At 66.2% G+C, this 17,758-nt stretch carries 17 protein-coding genes; 11 read left to right on the forward strand and 6 right to left on the reverse strand.

Annotated features, from left to right (window positions below; translation table 11 throughout):
- The first annotated feature begins 7 nt into the window (after positions 1 to 7).
- The 5 genes from AU193_RS07820 to AU193_RS07840 all read left to right on the forward strand — a co-directional run bounded on the left by AU193_RS07820 (position 8) and on the right by AU193_RS07840 (position 5,809).
- Complete coding sequence (locus AU193_RS07820) at positions 8 to 1,222, forward strand: cytochrome P450 (RefSeq protein ID WP_064421800.1); 1,215 nt, start codon at positions 8 to 10, stop codon at positions 1,220 to 1,222.
- Between the two features lie 125 nt (positions 1,223 to 1,347).
- Positions 1,348 to 1,584, forward strand: a complete 237-nt coding sequence (locus AU193_RS07825) for a hypothetical protein (protein WP_064421801.1) — start codon at positions 1,348 to 1,350, stop codon at positions 1,582 to 1,584.
- A 51-nt stretch (positions 1,585 to 1,635) separates the two neighbouring features.
- Positions 1,636 to 2,700: an amidohydrolase family protein gene (locus AU193_RS07830; protein ID WP_064421802.1), complete on the forward strand. Its 1,065-nt coding sequence runs from the start codon at positions 1,636 to 1,638 to the stop codon at positions 2,698 to 2,700.
- Positions 2,701 to 2,777: 77 nt separating this feature from the next.
- The gene (locus AU193_RS07835) at positions 2,778 to 4,151 is read left to right on the forward strand and encodes a Rieske 2Fe-2S domain-containing protein (RefSeq protein WP_253867682.1); all 1,374 of its coding nucleotides are present in this window, start codon (positions 2,778 to 2,780) and stop codon (positions 4,149 to 4,151) included.
- Positions 4,145 to 5,809, forward strand: coding sequence for an FAD-binding protein (locus AU193_RS07840; RefSeq protein WP_064421803.1), 1,665 nt, complete (start codon positions 4,145 to 4,147; stop codon positions 5,807 to 5,809). The genes AU193_RS07835 and AU193_RS07840 overlap by 7 nt, the downstream gene beginning before the upstream one ends.
- Here AU193_RS07840 and AU193_RS07845 read toward each other — a convergent pair.
- The 4 genes from AU193_RS07845 to AU193_RS07860 are packed head-to-tail and all read right to left on the reverse strand — an operon-like array spanning position 5,806 to position 10,140.
- Positions 5,806 to 6,651 (reverse strand): enoyl-CoA hydratase-related protein, encoded by an 846-nt coding sequence (locus AU193_RS07845; RefSeq protein WP_172798240.1) that lies wholly within the window; start codon positions 6,649 to 6,651, stop codon positions 5,806 to 5,808. The genes AU193_RS07840 and AU193_RS07845 overlap by 4 nt on opposite strands.
- A gap of 8 nt (positions 6,652 to 6,659) precedes the next feature.
- Positions 6,660 to 7,880 carry a CaiB/BaiF CoA-transferase family protein gene (locus AU193_RS07850; RefSeq protein WP_064421805.1) on the reverse strand — a complete coding sequence of 407 codons (1,221 nt, stop codon included), beginning with the start codon at positions 7,878 to 7,880 and terminating at the stop codon, positions 6,660 to 6,662.
- Positions 7,877 to 8,986, reverse strand: coding sequence for an acyl-CoA dehydrogenase family protein (locus AU193_RS07855; protein WP_064421806.1), 1,110 nt, complete (start codon positions 8,984 to 8,986; stop codon positions 7,877 to 7,879). The genes AU193_RS07850 and AU193_RS07855 overlap by 4 nt, the downstream gene beginning before the upstream one ends.
- Entirely contained in the window at positions 8,983 to 10,140 is a 1,158-nt protein-coding gene (locus AU193_RS07860; protein ID WP_064421807.1) for an acyl-CoA dehydrogenase family protein, read from the reverse strand. The genes AU193_RS07855 and AU193_RS07860 overlap by 4 nt, the downstream gene beginning before the upstream one ends.
- 215 nt (positions 10,141 to 10,355) lie before the next feature.
- Between AU193_RS07860 and AU193_RS07870 the strand changes: the two genes are divergently transcribed.
- From AU193_RS07870 to AU193_RS07895, 6 genes are read left to right on the forward strand one after another with little or no spacing between them, the layout of a single operon-like run.
- Positions 10,356 to 10,676 carry a DUF4286 family protein gene (locus AU193_RS07870; protein ID WP_064421809.1) on the forward strand — a complete coding sequence of 107 codons (321 nt, stop codon included), beginning with the start codon at positions 10,356 to 10,358 and terminating at the stop codon, positions 10,674 to 10,676.
- A gap of 38 nt (positions 10,677 to 10,714) precedes the next feature.
- A complete protein-coding gene (locus AU193_RS07875; protein ID WP_082682886.1) occupies positions 10,715 to 11,653 on the forward strand; it encodes a thiamine pyrophosphate-dependent dehydrogenase E1 component subunit alpha in 939 nt (312 codons plus the stop codon).
- A gap of 11 nt (positions 11,654 to 11,664) precedes the next feature.
- Entirely contained in the window at positions 11,665 to 12,663 is a 999-nt protein-coding gene (locus AU193_RS07880) for an alpha-ketoacid dehydrogenase subunit beta (protein WP_064421888.1), read from the forward strand.
- The gene (locus tag AU193_RS07885) at positions 12,656 to 12,892 is read left to right on the forward strand and encodes a biotin/lipoyl-containing protein (protein ID WP_064421811.1); all 237 of its coding nucleotides are present in this window, start codon (positions 12,656 to 12,658) and stop codon (positions 12,890 to 12,892) included. Before AU193_RS07880 ends, AU193_RS07885 begins: the two co-directional genes overlap by 8 nt.
- A gap of 44 nt (positions 12,893 to 12,936) precedes the next feature.
- The gene (locus AU193_RS07890; protein ID WP_064421812.1) at positions 12,937 to 13,806 is read left to right on the forward strand and encodes an enoyl-CoA hydratase/isomerase family protein; all 870 of its coding nucleotides are present in this window, start codon (positions 12,937 to 12,939) and stop codon (positions 13,804 to 13,806) included.
- Positions 13,807 to 13,812: 6 nt separating this feature from the next.
- Positions 13,813 to 15,348, forward strand: coding sequence for an acyl-CoA synthetase (locus tag AU193_RS07895; protein ID WP_064421813.1), 1,536 nt, complete (start codon positions 13,813 to 13,815; stop codon positions 15,346 to 15,348).
- 21 nt (positions 15,349 to 15,369) lie between these two features.
- Here the strand turns inward: AU193_RS07895 and AU193_RS07900 are convergent, their stop codons facing one another.
- The gene (locus AU193_RS07900; protein WP_064421814.1) at positions 15,370 to 16,527 is read right to left on the reverse strand and encodes a Zn-dependent alcohol dehydrogenase; all 1,158 of its coding nucleotides are present in this window, start codon (positions 16,525 to 16,527) and stop codon (positions 15,370 to 15,372) included.
- Positions 16,524 to 17,729, reverse strand: a complete 1,206-nt coding sequence (locus AU193_RS07905; protein ID WP_064421815.1) for a cytochrome P450 — start codon at positions 17,727 to 17,729, stop codon at positions 16,524 to 16,526. Before AU193_RS07905 ends, AU193_RS07900 begins: the two co-directional genes overlap by 4 nt.
- Positions 17,730 to 17,758 lie beyond the last annotated feature (29 nt).

The following is a 17,758-nucleotide window of genomic DNA, read 5'->3' on the forward strand; positions in this document are numbered from 1 at the left end:
AGATCCGATGACCGCAGTTGACGACAAGGCGCACGGCAGCGCCCTTTACTACGACCCGTACCGCGTCGACATCGTCGCTGACCCGTATCCGACGTACGCCCGCCTGCGGGAGGAAGCACCGCTCTACTACAACGAGTCCTACGACTTCTGGGCGTTGTCCCGCCACGAGGACGTCGAGCGGGCGCTGCTCGACTGGCAGACGTTCTCCAACAGCCGGGGCGACATCCTCGAACTCATCCAGTCGGAGTTCGAGATGCCCAAAGGCGTGATGATGATGGAGGATCCGCCGGTTCACACGATGCTGCGCGGCCTCATGTCTCGGGTGTTCACTCCGCGCCGTATGGCCGAGCTCGAGGACCAGATCCGTCGGTATTGCGTCAACTGCCTCAATCCGTTGGTCGGTGCCGACCGATTCGACATCATCGCCGAACTCGCGTCGATGATGCCCATGCGGGTCATCGGGATGCTGCTCGGCATACCCGAATCAGAGCAGGTGTCGGTGCGTGACGCCAACGACGCGAGCCTGCGCACCAAGCCGGGCTCACCGATGAAAGTGGTCCGCGCAGACAAGATCGCCGACGGCAGCATCTACGCCGAATACGTCGACTGGCGCGCGAAGAACCCCTCCGACGACCTGATGACCGCCCTTCTCAACGTCGAGTTCACCGATGAGAACGGCGTGACGCGCAAGCTGACCCGCAAGGAGGTCCTGCACTACACGCAGGTTGTCGCGGGCGCCGGTAACGAGACGACGGGCCGGCTCATCGGCTGGCTCGCGAAGGTACTCGCCGAGCACCCCGATCAGCGCCGCGAGGTGGTGCAGGACCGATCGTTGTTGCAGCGTGCGGTCGACGAGACGCTGCGGTACGAACCGACCGGCCACAACGTGGCTCGTTTGGTCACAAGGGATTTCGAGGCGCACGGACGTACCGTGCCGGCCGGCAGCGCGATGCTTCTGATGTTCGGAGCGGCCAACCGGGATCCGCGCCGCTACGACGATCCGGACACGTTCGACATCCACCGCGAGAACATCAGCCACATCACGTTCGGCAAAGGGGTGCACTACTGCCTGGGCGCCAACCTCGCCCGGTTGGAGGGGCGCGTCGCGCTCGACGAGCTGCTCAACCGCTGGCCGGAGTGGCACATCGACACCGAGACCGCGCGTCTGGCGCCCACGTCGACCGTCCGTGGCTGGGAGCGGCTCGACGTCGTGTTGCCCTAGAGCGGCGGATCCATGCCTTGACCGGTTGATCGCACTCACCTGACGAGGGCGATCAACCTCCTAAGGCACGCAGGTTGGCGCGAGCCGGCTGTTTGCGACGGCGCCGTTTGGGGCAGCCTCGTCACATGAGCAAGGTCATTTCTCGTGCAATGGTCCTCGCCGCCGCTGCCGGTCCGATTGCGGCATTCTCGATCGCAACCGCGGCAACCGGTTCGGCGCAACCCCTCGACTGCCCGAACGGGTGGTGGGATCCGGTCGCGAACGTGTGTCGCGGACCGGTGGCGACCGTCCCGTTGGCATGCGCACCCGGCGAGTATTGGAATCCGATCTCGAACGTGTGCCGCCCACTGGGACAGTACTAGGCGCAGGCCACCTCCAGATCGGCGTCGAGCTGATACGTTGAGCGCACGGCTATGCGGATCATCGATGCCGACGGGCATGTCGCAGAAGGAGCGTCGCTGGCGGTCGAGGCGATGCAGAGATGGCCGCGGCATATCGCACCGCGCACCGACGGCCTCGGGCTGGTGATCGAGGGCCGCAATTACCCCGAGTCGAGCGGTCCGGGCGCGGGGTGTCCGACAGATCGCGGGTTGACCACGGCGCCCGGGCTGAATTGTCGTAGCGCACAGGGCGTCCTGGGTGACGCCGACCGCGACCACATCGACACCATGGTGCTGTACCCCAGCCTCGGCTTGTGTACGCCGACGCTGCAGGATCCGGAGTTCGCCGCCGGTTTCGCCAGGCTCTACAACGAGTGGATCGCCGACTACTGCGCCTCGTCGAGCGGCCGGTTGCGCGGCGTCGCGGTGACGCCCATCGAACTCGGCGCGACCGCGGTCGACATCATGCGCGAGGCGAAGGATCTCGGGTTGGTGGCCACCCATATCCCTCCGGCGCTGCGGACGCGCAACCTCGACGACCCGAGTCTGGACCCGTTCTACGCCGCGGCGGTCGAACTCGACATGCCGCTCGGCGTGCACGGCGCCCCGGGGATCCACCTACCGAAGATCGGCGTCGACCGCTTCACCAACTACATCCAGGTCCACTGCATCAGTTTCCCCTTCGATCAGATGACGGCGATGACGGCGCTGGTGTCGGGCGGCGTCTTCGACCGGCATCCGGCGCTGCGGGTCACGTTCCTCGAGGCCGGGGCCGGTTGGGTGCCGTTCTTCATCGACCGGCTTCACGAGCATTACGAGAAGCGTGGGGACTGGATCGCCGGCGGGTGGCGCCGCGATCCCCACGAATACCTCGCGGCCGGCAACATCTGGGCCACCTGCGAGTCGGAGGAGCCGATCCTTCCCGGCGTCATCGACGTGCTCGGCGACCACTTCCTGATGTTCGCCAGCGATTACCCGCACTGGGACGGTGAATGGCCCGAGAGCACAGCGCCATTGCGCACCCGCGACGACATCAGCGAGGACGCCCGCCTGCGGATCGCCGGCCGGAACGCCCAGCGCTTCTACGGCTTGCCCTGACCGCTCGGGGTCTAGGGCTTTGTTGCTATTTTTGCTAGTTTAGACCTGCCGGTTGTCGCGGGCAGGAGGGCGAGCGGGTGGATTCGCGATCGGGTCCGGTGGACCAGACATCGCCTGCCGTGCCGTGGCGGGTCCAGGCCCCGGACCGGATACCCAAACAGCGTTACTACGATCCCGATTTCTACGCACTGGAAACCGAGATGCTCTGGCCACGGGTGTGGCAGATGGCGTGCCGATTGGAAGAGATCCCGCGACCCGGTGACTTCGTCGAGTACGAGATTCTCGACCAGTCGGTCATCGTCGTGCGGGTCGACATGACCACAGTGCGCGCGTACCACAACGCGTGCCGGCACCGCGGCATGAAACTGGTGGAGGGGCGCGGCTCGCGACGCAGTCTCGTCTGCCCGTTCCACGGCTGGTGTTGGAGTCTCGACGGGACAAACACGTTCGTCCTTCGTCAGGACGCCTTCGACGAGACCAACATGGGCGCCGACGATCTGGCGCTCGCGACGGTCCGCTGCGAGCTGTGGGGCGGTTGCGCGTGGATCAACCTCGACGACACCGCACCGCCCCTGCGGGACTGCGTCGAACCCTTCGCCTCCCGGCACGACGAGTGGAACGTCGCGGCGTTGCGCACCGAGTGGTGGAAGTCGTGCCTGTTGCCGGTGAACTGGAAGCTCGCGACCGCGGCGTTCATGGAGGGCTACCACGTGCCCCAGACCCATCCGCAGCTTCTTCCGTCATCGTTTCAGCCGGAAGCGAACTCGGTACATCCCGTCGTGCAGACCAGCCTGCACTTCATGCGCACCCTCGGCTCCGGGATGGGCGGCATGACCCACGAGAACGATCTACGCGTCGCCGAGGGGCTGCAGAACATCTCGCTGCCAGACGATCCCGGCGAGGCCTTGGCGGCATGGCGCAGCGCCGTCAACGACGGTGTCACCCGGTGGCATCGGGCCCGCGGTTGTGATTTCCCGGACCTCAACGATCTGGACCGACGGGGCGTCATCGACCCGATCGGATTCTGCTTTCCGCACTACTTTCTGCTGCCGCAGTACAGCAGCGCATCGTCGTACCGGATCCGCCCGCTGGGCCCGGAGGAGACGCTGTTCGAGATCTGGTCGCTGACCCGCTACCCCGGCGACCGCTCGCCGGGCCGCCCCACGCCGCCCGAGCCGTTGGCGCCCGACGACCCGAGCTGGCCGACGATCCCCGGCCAGGACTTCTCGAATCTGCCTCGTCAGCAGAAAGGGCTGCACGCCAAGGGGTTTGAGTACATGCGCTTGTCGGACCAGATCGAAGGCCTGATCTCCAACTTCGAACGCGTCATCGACGGGTTCTTGGCCGGTCTTCCCTACGAGCGATTGGTGCCCGCCATCCAGAAGACCAATACAACGATCGACGTGCCGATCGCGGATCTCGGCCTGGCCGAGCGGGTTTCGGCATGGTGACCTGGGACGCGTCGGTCGACGTGCTGATCGTCGGCAGTGGCGGGGGCGGAATGGTCGCGGCCCTGGCCGCGCTCGACTCGGGTATCGAGCCGCTAGTCGTGGAGAAACAGAACCTGATCGGAGGATCGACCGGTCTGTCCGGCGGCATGGTGTGGCTGCCGAACAACCCGCTCATGCAGGCCGCCGGTATCGAGGACTCCCACGCCGACGGCATGGCGTACTTCGAGGACGTCGTCGGCGACATCGGCGACGCGTCGTCACCGGCACGACGGGAGACGTTCCTGACCGCCGGCAACGAGATGATCGAGTTTCTTGTCGGCAAGGGTGTGCGACTCGTGCGATGCCCCGGCTGGAGCGACTACTACCCGAACCACAAGGGCGGCAACGCCGCCGGCCGTGCGGTCGAGGGCGTCCCGTACAACGCGGCCGCTCTGGGTGCCTGGAGCGATAAGGTCCAGCCGTCGATGGGCAAGAACTACGGCTTCGTGGTCAAGACCAACGAACTGCGCGCGGTGCAGTACTTCAACCGCTCCCCACGGGCGTTCGCCACGGCGATGCGGGTGTTCCTGCGCACGAGGGCGGCGCGGTTGCGACGCCGCGACATGCTCACCAACGGTGCGTCGTTGATCGGCCAAATGCTCAAGGTCATGCTGGATCAGCGTCCCGAGCCGCCGATCTGGACGGGAGCCGCACTCGACGATCTCATCGTCGACGACGGCAGGGTGGTCGGCGCCCGGGTCACCAGGGGCGGATCGACGCTGAACGTCGAAGCCCGTAAGGGCGTGCTGCTCGCGGCCGGCGGCTTCAGCCGCAACGCCGACATGCGGCGCCGCTACAGCGGCCGTCAACCCAACGATGGTCAGTGGTCCATCGCAAACGCGGGCGACACCGGCGAAGCCCTGCGAACAGCCATGGCACTCGGGGCGAAGACGGATCTGCTGGACGAGGCTTGGTGGCTGCCAATGGTTTTCCTCGCCGATCCGGGTGCGGCGTCACTGGGTTCGGGCCGTCAGCGGCCCGGTGCGATCTACGTCGACGGCAGCGGCAAGCGGTTCTGCAACGAGTCGAATTCCTATGTCGAGGTTGGCAAGGCGATGTACGCGGCGAAGGCTGTCCCGTGCTGGCAGGTCTTCGACCACGGGTACGTCGGTCGGTATGTGTCGGGTGCCAATCCGTTCAAGAAGCGCGGTATCGCCGAGCCGCTGATCGAACAGGGCGCGGTCAAACGTGCAGCCACCGTCGGGGAGTTGGCCCGCCAGATCGGCGTCCCGCCACAGGCTTTGGTCCGGACAATCGAGCGCTTCAACCACTTCGCGGCCGACGGTCTGGACCCCGACTTCGGGCGGGGCCAGTCGGCGTACAACATCTGCCTCGGCGATCCCGGATACAAACCCAACGCCGCGCTCGGCCCGCTCGACCGGCCACCGTTCTACGCCACGCGGGTGTACCCGGCCGACGTCGGTACGTGCGGGGGAGTGGTCACCAACGAGCACGCCCAGGTGATCGACGAGTCCGACCGCGTGATCGAGGGGCTGTACGCGACGGGAAACATCACCGCGACAGTGATGGGTCGCAAGTACCTCGGCGCCGGAGGCAGCATCGCCAACACGATGATCTTCGGTTACGTCGCGGCCCGGCACGCCGCGGGTTGCGACTAATTCTCGCGCTCCACGAATTCCGTTGGCTTCAAACCTGATTCGATGAGTTGACGCCGCCGTTCCTGCACGTCGGTGGCGGCACCGACCATGTTGGTCAGGATGTGACTGACCTGCAGGTGCACGCGCATCCCCATCAATTCGTACGCCCGCTTGACATTGTTCTTCACCGCCATCAGCGTGGTGAGCGGGATCTGGCCGATCCGCCGGGCCATATCCTCGACGGTGTCCTCGAGGTCGTCGCGCGCCACGACCTTGTTGAGCAGGCCCCACTCGAGCGCCTCCTGCGCAGACAGCGTGGGCGCGAGCAGCAGCCAGTCCATCGTGCGGTGCCAGTTCATCAGCAGCCACGGTTCGATCATGGTGTGGCCGCCGGGCTCACCGAGGCTCTGCGCCAACGGCATCTGGAAGTAGGCGTCGTCGGCGGCGACGCAGAAGTCGGTCAGCAGCCCCAGATAGATGCCGCCGCCCATGCAATAGCCGTGGATCTGGGAGATCGTGGGCTTCGGGAATTCCCACAGATACAGCGTCGGCCATAGGAACAGGTCAGCGGTGCCCTTGTACAAGTCCTCGAAGGTGTCGCCGAAGTCGGGGTAGGGGTTCTCGTCGGGACCCCAGCGCGCGACGTGGCCTCCGCAGAAGCCCTTGCCGTTGGCCTTCAGGATCACGACTTTGATCTCCTTGTCACGGTCGGCTTCCCGCAGGCACGCGTCGACCTCTTGAACCAGGCTCGCGTCCTTGGTGTTGGCCTTGTACGGGCGGTTGAGGATGATCCGCGCGATCGGCGGTTCGCGCTCATAGATCACCGACGCGAGGGTGCGCCGTTCCACGGATGACGGGTTCATCGGCTCTCCTAGAGGATCGCGCCTCGGTCTTTCGCGGCGGTGATGTCGTCCCAGTCCAGACCCAATTCCAGCAGGATCTCCTCGGTATGCTGACCGTGTTCGGGCGCCCGCGCCGGCGACGGCGGGGTTTCGTCGAACTGCACCGGGGCGGCGACGACTTGGTACTCGTTGCCGTGGTCGTCGACATTGGCAACGACGTACCCGTTCGGCCGAACCTGCGGATCGTTCAGCGTTTCTTTCGGGGTGGCCAACGGCGCCCACACCCCCGGTTCCTCGGCGAGTGCCTCACGCCAGTGCGCCAGGTCCCTGGCGGCGATCGCCTCACCCACAAGAGCGCAGGCCTCGGCGGCGTTCGCGATGAGGTTGCTCGACGGGACGAACCGTTCGTCGGTGGCGAGCTCGGGCAGCCCGATGCGCGCACAGAAACCGGCCCAGAACCGATCGGGCTGCAGAAACACCAGCTGAAGCCACCGGTCGTCCTTGGTCTTGTAGCGGTTGACGAGGGGGTTGATCGCGAGACCGGGTGGCGCGCCGGGGATGCCGTCGATCCCGAACAGGTCTGCAACGGCGATCGACGGGGCGATGGTCCACATCGCCTGCGCCAGAAGCGATGAGTCGACGATCGACGGCTTGCCGGTGCGCTCACGATGGAACAGTGCGGCACAGACACCGCCGGCGAGCGTGATGCCGCCCTGCAGGTCCCCGAAACCCGGCCCCTGTACCGCCGGTGTCTCGGTGCCGAACGGCGTGAGGGTGTAGGCGACTCCGCCACGGGACAGATATGTCGCCGCGTCGAATCCGCCCTTGTTGCGGTCCGGGCCCCGCACGCCGGTGCCGGTGCCGCGGGCGATGATGATGTTCGGGTTGAACGCCCGGATGTCGTCGACCGTCAGCCGGGCCCGTGCCAAAGGTCCGGGCAGCCAGTTGGTCAGGAAGACATCGGCCGTCGCCAATAAGCGCCCGAGGTGTTCGCGACCGGTGTCGGACTTGATGTCGAGTGCGATGCTGCGCTTACCGCGGTTCCCGATTTCGAGGATGAAGTCCACCTTCGCGCGAGCGGAGTCCTTGGTGAACCCGCCGATCACCAACGCCCGGCCCGGGTCGCCGGCCTTGACGTCCTCGACCTTGATGACGTCGGCGCCCCAGTCCGCCAACGCGGCCCCTGCCGACGGCACGTAGGTCCAGGAGGCGAGTTCGACCACGCGAACGCCGCTCAGTACGCCTGTCACAGCTTCACCCTTTCCCGGCCACCCGCACGGGCGACCACGCTTCGGCCGACCTCTTCGAGATACCAGTCGGTTCCGCCCAACATGGCGCTGAAACCGAGGAGCCGCTTCAGATACAGGTGCGCATCGTGTTCCCAGGTGAACCCGATGCCTCCGAAGACCTGTATCGCGGTGTCGCCGACCGCGGCGAGCCGACCGGCGAAGGCCTTCGCGCGAAGAGCCGCCAGGTGGCGTTCGGCCGGATCGGCGGTATCGGCGGCCCACAACGCGTGCATCACCCCGCTTCGCGCGAGCTCGACGGTCTCGAACATGTCGACGCAGAGGTGTTGGACGGCCTGAAAGCTGCCGATCGGCTTGCCGAACTGTTTGCGTACCTTGGCGTAATCGACGGCGAGCCGCATCACCGCGTCGGCGGCACCCAGCGCATCTGCGGCATAGGCGATCAGCACGTCGTCGACAACGGCGCCGACCGCATCTGCGGTTGCGGGCGCGAGATGCCGCGCGGGAGCGTCGTCGAGGACGACATCGAACAACTTGCGCGTCTGGTCGACGTGGGCGCGAGCGGTGACGCGGATGTGGGCGGCTTCCACCGCGAAAAGCCCGACGCCTCCGCCATGTTCGGCGAGTATCAGCAGGACGTCGGCCGCGGCCGCATCGGGTAGCGCTTCGATCGTTCCCCGTATCCGGAACTGCGCGCCGGAGCGAGCCGCCCTGGGCCGCCCACCGTGCAGCGGGCCCACAGTGGCGAGCGTCGATCCGTCGGCGATGCCCTGCAACAGGTCGGCCGCCTCCGCGCCCGCGCCCGTGCGCAGGAGCGCCCGCGGGGCGGCGACGGCGGTGGACAACCACGGCCCCGGGTTCACCACCGCGCCGAGTCGCTCGGCAACGATCCCCGCCTCCGTCATCGTCGCGCCGGCACCGCCATGCGAAGCCGTGACCAGAAGGCCCGCGACCCCCAACTCCGTCAGGCCCTTCCACACCTCGACGGTGGTCCCGACCGGGTCGTCGAGCAGTTCGCGCACATGCGTTGACACCGCGGCCTTCTCGGAGAGGAAACGTCCCACGGTTTCGCGCAGGGCCAGCTGCTCGTCGGTGAGTTCGAGGTTCATGCGCGCGGGAGCCCGAGGATGCGAGTGGCGGTGACGCCCTTGTTGATCTGTGTCGTTCCGCCGGCGATGGTCAGCGAACGTGACGCCAGCCGCTGATCGGTCCAGCGGCCGTCCGCACGCCGGGGGCCGAGCAGATCGAAGGCCAGCGACGCGAGGTGTTGTCCCGCCTCCGCCCAGACGCTCTTGGCCAGGCTGGCCGAACCGAGCGCGTCGCCGCCGTGTATCGCCGCCGAAACGGCGCGCTTACACAAGGTTTCGAGGTAGTCGACCCGGACCGAGATCTCGCCAAGACGACGCAGCACCGAGGGGTCCTCCAGTGCGGGTCTTTCCGCGTATCGCACCTCGGACAGATCGTTGACCAGGTCGCCCAACTGCAGCTGTAGTTGGGCATAGAGCCGCGCGGCGCCTGCGCGTTCGTGGCTCAGCGTCGTGGTCGCGACCGCCCAGCCACCGTTGAGAGGACCCAGCAGCGAGTCGACCGGCACCCGGACATCGTGGAAGAAGATCTCTGCGAAGTCCGACGCGCCGTTGAGCGTCAGGAGCGGGCGGGCCTCGATGCCGGGCAGTCCCATGTCGACGATGAGGCAGGAGATGCCCTTGTGTTTGGGCGCCTCGGCATCGGTGCGCACATAGAGTTGGCACCAGTCGGCTCGATGCCCCAGCGAGGTCCAGATCTTCTGGCCGTTGACCACGAAATGGTCTCCCTCGCGCACCGCCCTGGTGCGAAGCGATGCCAGATCGGATCCGGCGTCCGGCTCGGACATACCCTGGCACCAGATGTCGTCCGCGCGCACCATGCGGGGGAGCAGGTCGCGCTTCTGTTGTTCGGTGCCGTACTGCATGATCGCCGGAGCGATGTTGTTGAGCCCGATTACGTTGAGCGGCAGCGGTGCTCGCGCCCTCGTTGTTTCCTCGGCGTAGACCAGCTGTTCGAGCGGTGTCGCACCGCGGCCACCGTACTCCGCAGGCCACGACACCGCACCCCATCCCGCGTCGGCCGCCGTGGCATCCCACGCCTTGAGGAGTTCGAATGTTCCGGGGTCGCGTCCGCGTCGGCGGATGGCCGCGACCACCTCGTCGGTGAGGTTGGCGGCAAGCCACGTGCGCAACTCCTCGCGGAACTGCTCAACGTCGGGTGGGTAGGAGAAGTCCACCGTGGTCCTGTCGGGCTGGTTTGGCGGGTTTCTTTTGTATTTTTATGACTATAGCTACTCTTGTGCCGATAGAACGCCGCTCTTCGCGCTCCATGCAGAGGAGGAGGGCCCGGAAATGGACGGGACGCACGTCAGTGGGGCCGGCCAAGAGGTGCGCGTCGACGGGTACGGCTTCACGAGGGCCCGGCCAGAGTCGGGCGCGTAGGGAGTGGTGGATGCCCAGGGGAATCATGTACGTCGAGACGATGCCGGCATCGCCGGCCGCCGAAGCCGACTACCACAAGTGGTACAACGAAACGCATCTCGCGCAGATCCTCGAGATCGACGGGATCGTCTCGGCGCGCCGGTTCGCTCCCACCGACGGGTGCGGTCCGTTCATTGCGATCTACGAACTCGACTGTGACGACCTCGAGGCCACCGTCCAGCGACTCGGTGAACTGGGCGCCGAGGGCGGGTTGACCGGCATGGAGAACCTGTCGATGGAGCCGCCGCCGGTACCGCGGGTGTACCGCGAGATCGGGTCGCTGGGTTCGTGACACCACCCGCGGACCTGAAGCGACGCATCTATGCGTTGATGGCTCTGATGAAGGCCGCCGACGACAGGCTCAGCAGGGGCATCGGCACCGGCGAATTCATGTGCGTGTACTGGCCCTCGCGCGGCCAGGAGGCGATCGCGGCCGCGATGGCCGTGGCCATGCGAGACGACGACCAACTGGTGACCACCTACCGCGGGTTGCACGACCTGATCGGCAAAGGCGTTCCGCTCGAAGAGATCTACGGCGAGATGATGGGCCGAACCGTCGGCGCGGGCCGCGGTAAGGGCGGGACCATGCACATCGCCAATCCGGACCGCGGTGTGATGTTGTCGACCGGGATCGTCGGCGCCGGACCGCCGGTCGCGGTCGGGCTGGCGATGGCGGCCAGACGCAAGGGCCTCGACCGGGTCACCGTCGTCAGTTTCGGCGATGGCGCGACGAACACCGGCTCGTTCCACGAAGCAGCCAACATGGCCGCGCTGTGGGATCTGCCGGCGGTCTTCGTGTGCCAGAACAACCTGTACGCCGAGATGACCCCCACCGGCGACACCATGAAACTCGACCACATCGCCGATCGAGCCGCCGGATACGGGATGCCCGGCGTCCGCGTTGACGGCAACGATCCGATCGCGGTGACCGCCGCGCTCCAGGACGCGCTCGCGCGGGCACGGGCCGGCGAGGGACCCTCGCTCGTCGAATGCGTGACGTTCCGGTTCCGCGGCCACTACTTCGGCGACCGGATGCGCTACATCCCCGACGAGCAGATGGCGGCCGCCGTCGACGCCGACCCCGTACCGCGCTTCCGCCGCCACCTGGTCGACAATGGCATCTGTAGCGACGACGACCTCGCCCGTATCGACGAAGGCGCACTCGCCGAAGTCGAGGAGGCGCTCGAGACCGTGCTCGCAGCAGATGTTCCGTCCCCGGCCGAACTGGACCGCGACGTGTACGCCACGCCGATCGGCTTTCCCACCTGAGGATGACGCCGATGGACGAGAAGCAGATGTCGATGCGCGAGGCGCTGCACCTCGCGCTCGACCAGGCGCTCACCGCCGACGACCGCGTCTTCCTGCTCGGCGAGGACATCGCCGATCCCGGCGCCACCGGGCCGACCGCCGGGCTGTCCACCAAGCACGGGCACGACCGCGTGATCGACACTCCGATCTCCGAGGCCGCGATCATGGGCGCGGCCATCGGTGCCGCCATCGACGGCCTGCTACCCGTCGCCGAGATCATGATCATGGATTTCATCGGCATCGCCGCCGACCAGTTGATCATCAACGCGGCCAAACTCCGGTTCATGACCGCCGGACGGACCACCGCGCCGATCACGGTCCGCACGCAGGTGTACGGCGGACTGGCCACCGGCGCAACGCATTCCCAGAGCCTCGAGGCCTGGTTCATGCACATCCCCGGAATGAAGGTGATCGTGCCGTCCACTCCTCGCGACGGCAAAGGGCTGCTGACGTCGGCGATATTCGACGACGACCCGTGTCTGTTCATCGAAACCATCCGCCTCCAGTCCCAGAAAGGCCTGGTCCCAACCGATCCCACGTTCTCCATCCCGCTCGGGGTGGCCGATGTCAAACGCGCCGGCTCGGATGTCACGGTGATCACCTACGGGCACGGCGTGAACGAATCACTGGCCGCCGCGGATGCCATGGCGGCCGACGGCATCAGCGCTGAGGTGATCGACCTGCGCACGCTGGTGCCGCTGGACATCGAGACGATCGTCGATTCCGTGCGCCGCACCCGCCGCGCCGTCGTGGTCCACGACGCGGTGCGATTCGCAGGCCCGGGCGCCGAGGTCGCCGCGATCTTGCAGTCCGAGTGCTTCGACCGCCTCGCCGCTCCGATCGGCCGGGTTGCGGCACCGTTCGTGCCCACCCCGGCGGCGGCCAACCTCGAGGCGCTGATCTACCCGTCGGCGTCACGCATCATCGCCGCCGTGCGCGAAACGTTCGAGCGGGCGGAAGCGCGTGGGTGAGTTCGTCATCCGCATTCCCCGCGTCTCGGTGGCGGTCGCCGAAGCCGAAATCACGGAATTCCTCGTCCAAAACGGCCAGCACGTCGAAGCGGGGACGCCTCTCTACACGATCGCCACGGAGAAGGCGGAACAGGAGATCGAGGCGGGCGCGTCGGGCACCGTGCGGTGGACGGGCGTGGTCGGCTCCGTCTATGGCATCGGCGCCGAAATAGGTGTCATCACAACATGAGTTCGTTCGGTTTTCAGCAGAAGGCAACGGAAGGTAGACCACACATGGAACTCAACGAGACACGGGAACGGATCATCTATCAGAAGGATGGTCCGATCGCGCGCATCATCCTGAACTGGCCCGAGAAGGCCAACGCGCAGGATCAGAAACTCGCCGAGGAGGTCGACGCCGCGCTGCTCGAGGCCGATCGCGACTACGACGTCAAGGTGCTGGTGCTCAAGGCCAATGGCAAGGGTTTCTGCTCGGGGCATGCGATCGGCAACAACGCCGTCGACTACCCGGCGTTCGTCGAGGGCGCGATGAAGATGGGCCATCCGTGGAAGCCGCAGTCGGACCTCTTCGTCAAGCCGACCCTGAACCTGTGGGAGTTCTCGAAACCCACCATCGCGCAAGTGCACGGCTACTGCGTGGGCGGCGGCACCCACATGGGGTTGACCACCGACATCGTGATCGCGTCCGAAGACGCATACTTCTCCTACCCGCCGTTACAGGGCTTCGGTATGCCGTCGGGTGAATGCTCCATCGAGCCATGGGTTTTCATGAACTGGCGCCGAGCGGCCTACTACCTGTACCTCGCCGAGGTGATCGACGCGAAGAAAGCATTGGAGATCGGACTGGTCAACGAGGTGGTCACCCGCGACGAACTCGACGACCGTGTGGAAGCGATCGCCCGCCACATCGCCCGCGCGCCGATGACCACCCTGCTGGCGACGAAGGCCAACCTCAAACGCGCATGGGAGCTGATGGGCATGCGGGTGCACTGGCAGAGCTCCAACGACCTCGTCGCGCTCGCCTCGATCAGCAAGGACGTCCAGGAGTTGATCCAGCAGGTGTTCCGCGACAAGATCCTGCCGTCGGAGATGGCGCAACGCCAGGCCGCCGCATCGACCGACGGCGCCGCCACGACGTCGTGACCGCCGGTGAACATCACCGACCACGCTGAGCGCGCACCCGACACTCCCGCACTCATCGAGGCGGATGGCGACGTCGTCACCTACGCAGAGCTGCATACCCGCAGCCGGCAGGTCGCCGCGCTGCTGTACAACGCCGGCCTTCACCGGGGCGACGGCGTGGTTCTGGTGCTGCCCAACCGCCGCGAGTTCCTCGAGATCACCTGGGGCTGCCAGCTTTCCGGACTCTATTACTCGGCGGTGAACACCCATTTCACACCGGATGAGGTCACCTACGTCGTGGCCGACTCCGAGGCGAAGGCGGTCTTCGTCGACTCGTCGATGCCCGGGCTGGCCGCGTACATCCGCGAGACGTCTCCTCGGGTGGATCTTCACGTCGTCGTCGGCGGGGAGTTGCCGGGCTGGCTCTGCTACCGGGACGCCCTCGCGTCGGCGGGACCACCACCTCCGATCTCCGACGGCAGCGAGATGTTGTACTCGTCGGGCACCACCGGGCGGCCCAAGGCCGTGCGACGGCCGCTGCCGACGGACGGAGCGGGCTCCTGGGGACAGAATGTCCTCGAGACCACTCTGCTGCGGCGGTACGGGATGACCGCCGACAGCGTGTACCTCTCGCCGGCTCCGCTCTACCACGCGGCGGGCGTCAACTACACCATGGCGGTGCACCGAGTCGGTGCCGCCGCGACCTTGATGCGCAAGTTCGACGCCGAGACGGTCCTGCGGCTCATCGAAACCCAGCGCGTCACCCATGCGCAATTCGTGCCGACGATGTTCGTTAGGATGCTCAAGCTGCCCATCGCAACCCGTCAGCGCTACGACATAACCAGCCTGCGATGCGTCATCCATGCCGCCGCACCGTGTCCGGTCGACGTCAAGCATCAGATGATGGCCTGGTTCGGCCCGATCATCCACGAATACTACGGGGGCACCGAAGGATTCGCCGGCAGCGCGATCGGGCCGCAGGAGTGGCTCGCGCACCCGGGCTCAGTCGGCAGACCGGTGAATCCCGTGCACATCATCGGCCAGGACGGAACAGAACTGCCGCCGGGCGAAGCGGGTGAACTGTTCTTCGAGGGAGGGCCCGACTTCGAGTACTTCAAGGACCCCGGGAAGACGGCCTCGGTCGCCAACGAGCACGGCTGGCGATCACTGGGAGACGTGGGCTACGTGGACGAAGACGGTTACCTGTATCTGACCGATCGCTCGACATTCATGATCGTTTCGGGCGGGGTCAACATCTACCCGCAGGAGGTGGAGAATGTTCTGATCATGCATCCCAAGCTCGTCGACGCCGCCGTCTTCGGCGTGCCGAACGCGGAGTTCGGAGAGGAAGTCAAGGCCGTCGTCCAACCGGCCGGCGGAGTAGCACCCGGACCCGCGCTCGAGCAGGAGCTCATCGACTACTGCCGGTCCCGCTTGGCGGCCTACAAGTGCCCGCGCACAATCGACTTCGAATCCGAACTACCGCGCGACCCGAACGGCAAGCTCTACAAGCGGCGCCTCCGCGACCGCTACTGGCAGGGCCACACCTCACGAATCATGTGAACCCACGGGGTCGTCGATGAGCTAGTTCAACGCGAAATCGATGACTCCTCGGATGATCTCACCGTTGCGCAGATCGTCATATGCGTTGTTGATCTCGTCGAGCCGATACCGGCGAGTGATCATTTCGTCGAGCTGAAGTTGACCCGTTTGATAAAGCGTGGCCAGCCGGCCGATGTCCGCCCGGGGATTACACGAACCGAACACGGTGCCGACGAGGTTCTTGTTCCACAGGATGAAGTCCTGCAGCGCTATCTTCACCGATCGTGTCGTCTGGGCCGTCATACCGGTCAGCACACACGTGCCGCCCTTGCGCGTCAGCTTCAGGTACGCGTTGACGTCGTCGCCCTCGATCAGTGACGGCGCCGCCACCACGCTGTCGGCCATCACGCCGTGAGTCAGATCGCGGACCAGATCCAGCGCCTCCCCGAGGGTCGAAACACTGTGCGTGGCACCGAATCCCAGCGCCGCCTTCTGTTTGAACTCCACAGGGTCGACGGCGACGATCTGCGCAGCACCGTTGATCCGCGCGCCCTGGATGGCCGCGGTGCCGATACCGCCCGCTCCGATCACCACGACGGTGTCCCCGCCACGCACGTTCGCGCGGTTGGCCGCCGAACCGTAGCCGGTGGGGACCGCGCACGACAGCAGCGCGCTCGCGAGCAGCGGCAGGTGCGGGTCGATCATGACCAGCGAGTGTGCCGACACCACGGTGTGTTCGGCGAAGGCGCCGACCTTGGACAGGTGCCCGAGCGGACGACCGTCGACGGTGTGGTGGCGAAACGTCTGATCGGTCGGCATACCGGGCACCATCGTGCCGGCGCCCTCGTCGCACAGGTACTCCAAACCCGATGCGCACCAGCGGCACTGGCCACACACCGCGACGAACGACATCACGACGTGGTCGCCGACCGCGAACTCCGTGACACCCTCGCCGGTCTCGACCACCGTGCCGGCGCCCTCGTGCCCCCCGATCATCGGGAACATCGGCGTGATCCCGTACTGGCGCGCGATCTCGTTCGAAATCGACATATCGCCCGTGAGAATGTGATCGTCGGAGTGGCACAACCCGGCCGCGGCCATCTCGACGAGCACCTCACCGGCACGCGGGGGATCGAGTTCGTATTCTTCGACCGACCATGGACCCCCGACATCGTGCAGGATCGCCGCACGGCTCCTCATCGCGCCGGGCGGAACGTGACAGGCAGGTGTTTGGGGGAGCGGAACGGCATACCGGTGATCCGGGTGTCGTCGTCAGCTTGCAGTTCGAAATCGGTGGCGCGATCGAAGAGGCTGGTCAACATGGCACGCGTCTCCACCCGCGCCAAATGCATGCCGAGACAGCTGTGCAGGCCACCGGCGAACGAGATGTGGGCACGCCGCGACCGATGGATGTCGAATTCGTCGGCTTTCTCCCAACGCTTCTCGTCGCGGTTCGCCGAACCGATGCAGAGGTTGACCTGCGCACCCTGCGGTATCGGGATGCCGTGGATCTCGACGTCACGCGTCACGGACCTCGGCACCGACACCAGGGGTGTCTCGAAGCGCAGGCCCTCCTCGATCGCAGCGGGGATGAGCTCGCGCTCCCGCTGCAGGTCCTCCAGCTGATCGGGATGGGTGAGAAGAAGGGACAGGAGATTGCTCGACGACCGGTAGGTGGTCTCCAGCCCTGCGGGTAGCAGCAGGCGCAGAAACGAGATGATCGCCTCGTCGGTGAGCCTCTCGCCGTCGATTTCCGCCCCGACCAGATCGCCGATGATGTCGTCGGTCATCTGCCGGCGGCGCTGCTCGACCTGGTCCTGGAAATACGTGCCGAGTTCGACCGAGGCGGTCAGACCGGCCTCGATGTCGTCCGTGATCGAGATCAGGTCGAGTGACAGGCGGCGGAACAGCTCCAGATCGTCTTGCGGTAGCCCCAGTAACGCGGCGGTGACCCGGGTGGGGAATTCGAACGTCAACGCCTTGATCAGATCGACCTGACCGTCCTCGATGAACTCGTCGACCAACTGTTCGCAGATCGGGACGATCACTTGCGGTTCCCACTGCGTCAACGCGCTCTGTCGGAACGCCTTCGCGACCAGGCTGCGGTGGTCGTGATGCTGCTTGCCGTGCATGCCCAGGATCGTCGGCCCGAACACGAGCCCGATCGTCTGGTTGTACATCTCGGAGCCGTAGACCTCGTCGTCACGGAACGCCGCGAAGACGCTGTCGAAGTCGAAAAGCGTCCACTCGTCGGACGGCAGGAGCTCCGGCGGCACCATCGAGGTGTCCATGATCGTGCCGCGCCACACCGGTTCGGTCCTGCGTTTGTACTCGAAAAAGGCGTAGGGATCGCTCGCCACATCGGGAACGGTCTGGTCATCCGAACGGGTGCTGATCGTCACCTTGCCTCCCGGCAGCGGCTTTGGCGCTC

The sequence above is a fragment of the Mycobacterium sp. GA-1285 genome (genome assembly GCF_001499905.1).
In the GTDB taxonomy this organism is placed as follows: domain Bacteria; phylum Actinomycetota; class Actinomycetes; order Mycobacteriales; family Mycobacteriaceae; genus Mycobacterium.

Excerpts from the sequence above, each read along its gene's own strand:
- AU193_RS07875 (WP_082682886.1), top strand. The coding sequence starts at position 10,715 with ATGGCTCTGATGAAGGCCGCCGACGACAGGCTCAGCAGGGGCATCGGC.
- AU193_RS07825 (WP_064421801.1), top strand. The coding sequence starts at position 1,348 with ATGAGCAAGGTCATTTCTCGTGCAATGGTCCTCGCCGCCGCTGCCGGT.
- AU193_RS07855 (WP_064421806.1), bottom strand. The coding sequence starts at position 8,986 with ATGAACCTCGAACTCACCGACGAGCAGCTGGCCCTGCGCGAAACCGTG.
- AU193_RS07890 (WP_064421812.1), top strand. The coding sequence starts at position 12,937 with ATGGAACTCAACGAGACACGGGAACGGATCATCTATCAGAAGGATGGT.
- AU193_RS07820 (WP_064421800.1), top strand. The coding sequence starts at position 8 with ATGACCGCAGTTGACGACAAGGCGCACGGCAGCGCCCTTTACTACGAC.
- AU193_RS07880 (WP_064421888.1), top strand. The coding sequence starts at position 11,665 with ATGGACGAGAAGCAGATGTCGATGCGCGAGGCGCTGCACCTCGCGCTC.
- AU193_RS07830 (WP_064421802.1), top strand. The coding sequence starts at position 1,636 with ATGCGGATCATCGATGCCGACGGGCATGTCGCAGAAGGAGCGTCGCTG.
- AU193_RS07900 (WP_064421814.1), bottom strand. The coding sequence starts at position 16,527 with ATGAGGAGCCGTGCGGCGATCCTGCACGATGTCGGGGGTCCATGGTCG.
- AU193_RS07870 (WP_064421809.1), top strand. The coding sequence starts at position 10,356 with ATGCCCAGGGGAATCATGTACGTCGAGACGATGCCGGCATCGCCGGCC.
- AU193_RS07845 (WP_172798240.1), bottom strand. The coding sequence starts at position 6,651 with ATGAACCCGTCATCCGTGGAACGGCGCACCCTCGCGTCGGTGATCTAT.
- AU193_RS07840 (WP_064421803.1), top strand. The coding sequence starts at position 4,145 with ATGGTGACCTGGGACGCGTCGGTCGACGTGCTGATCGTCGGCAGTGGC.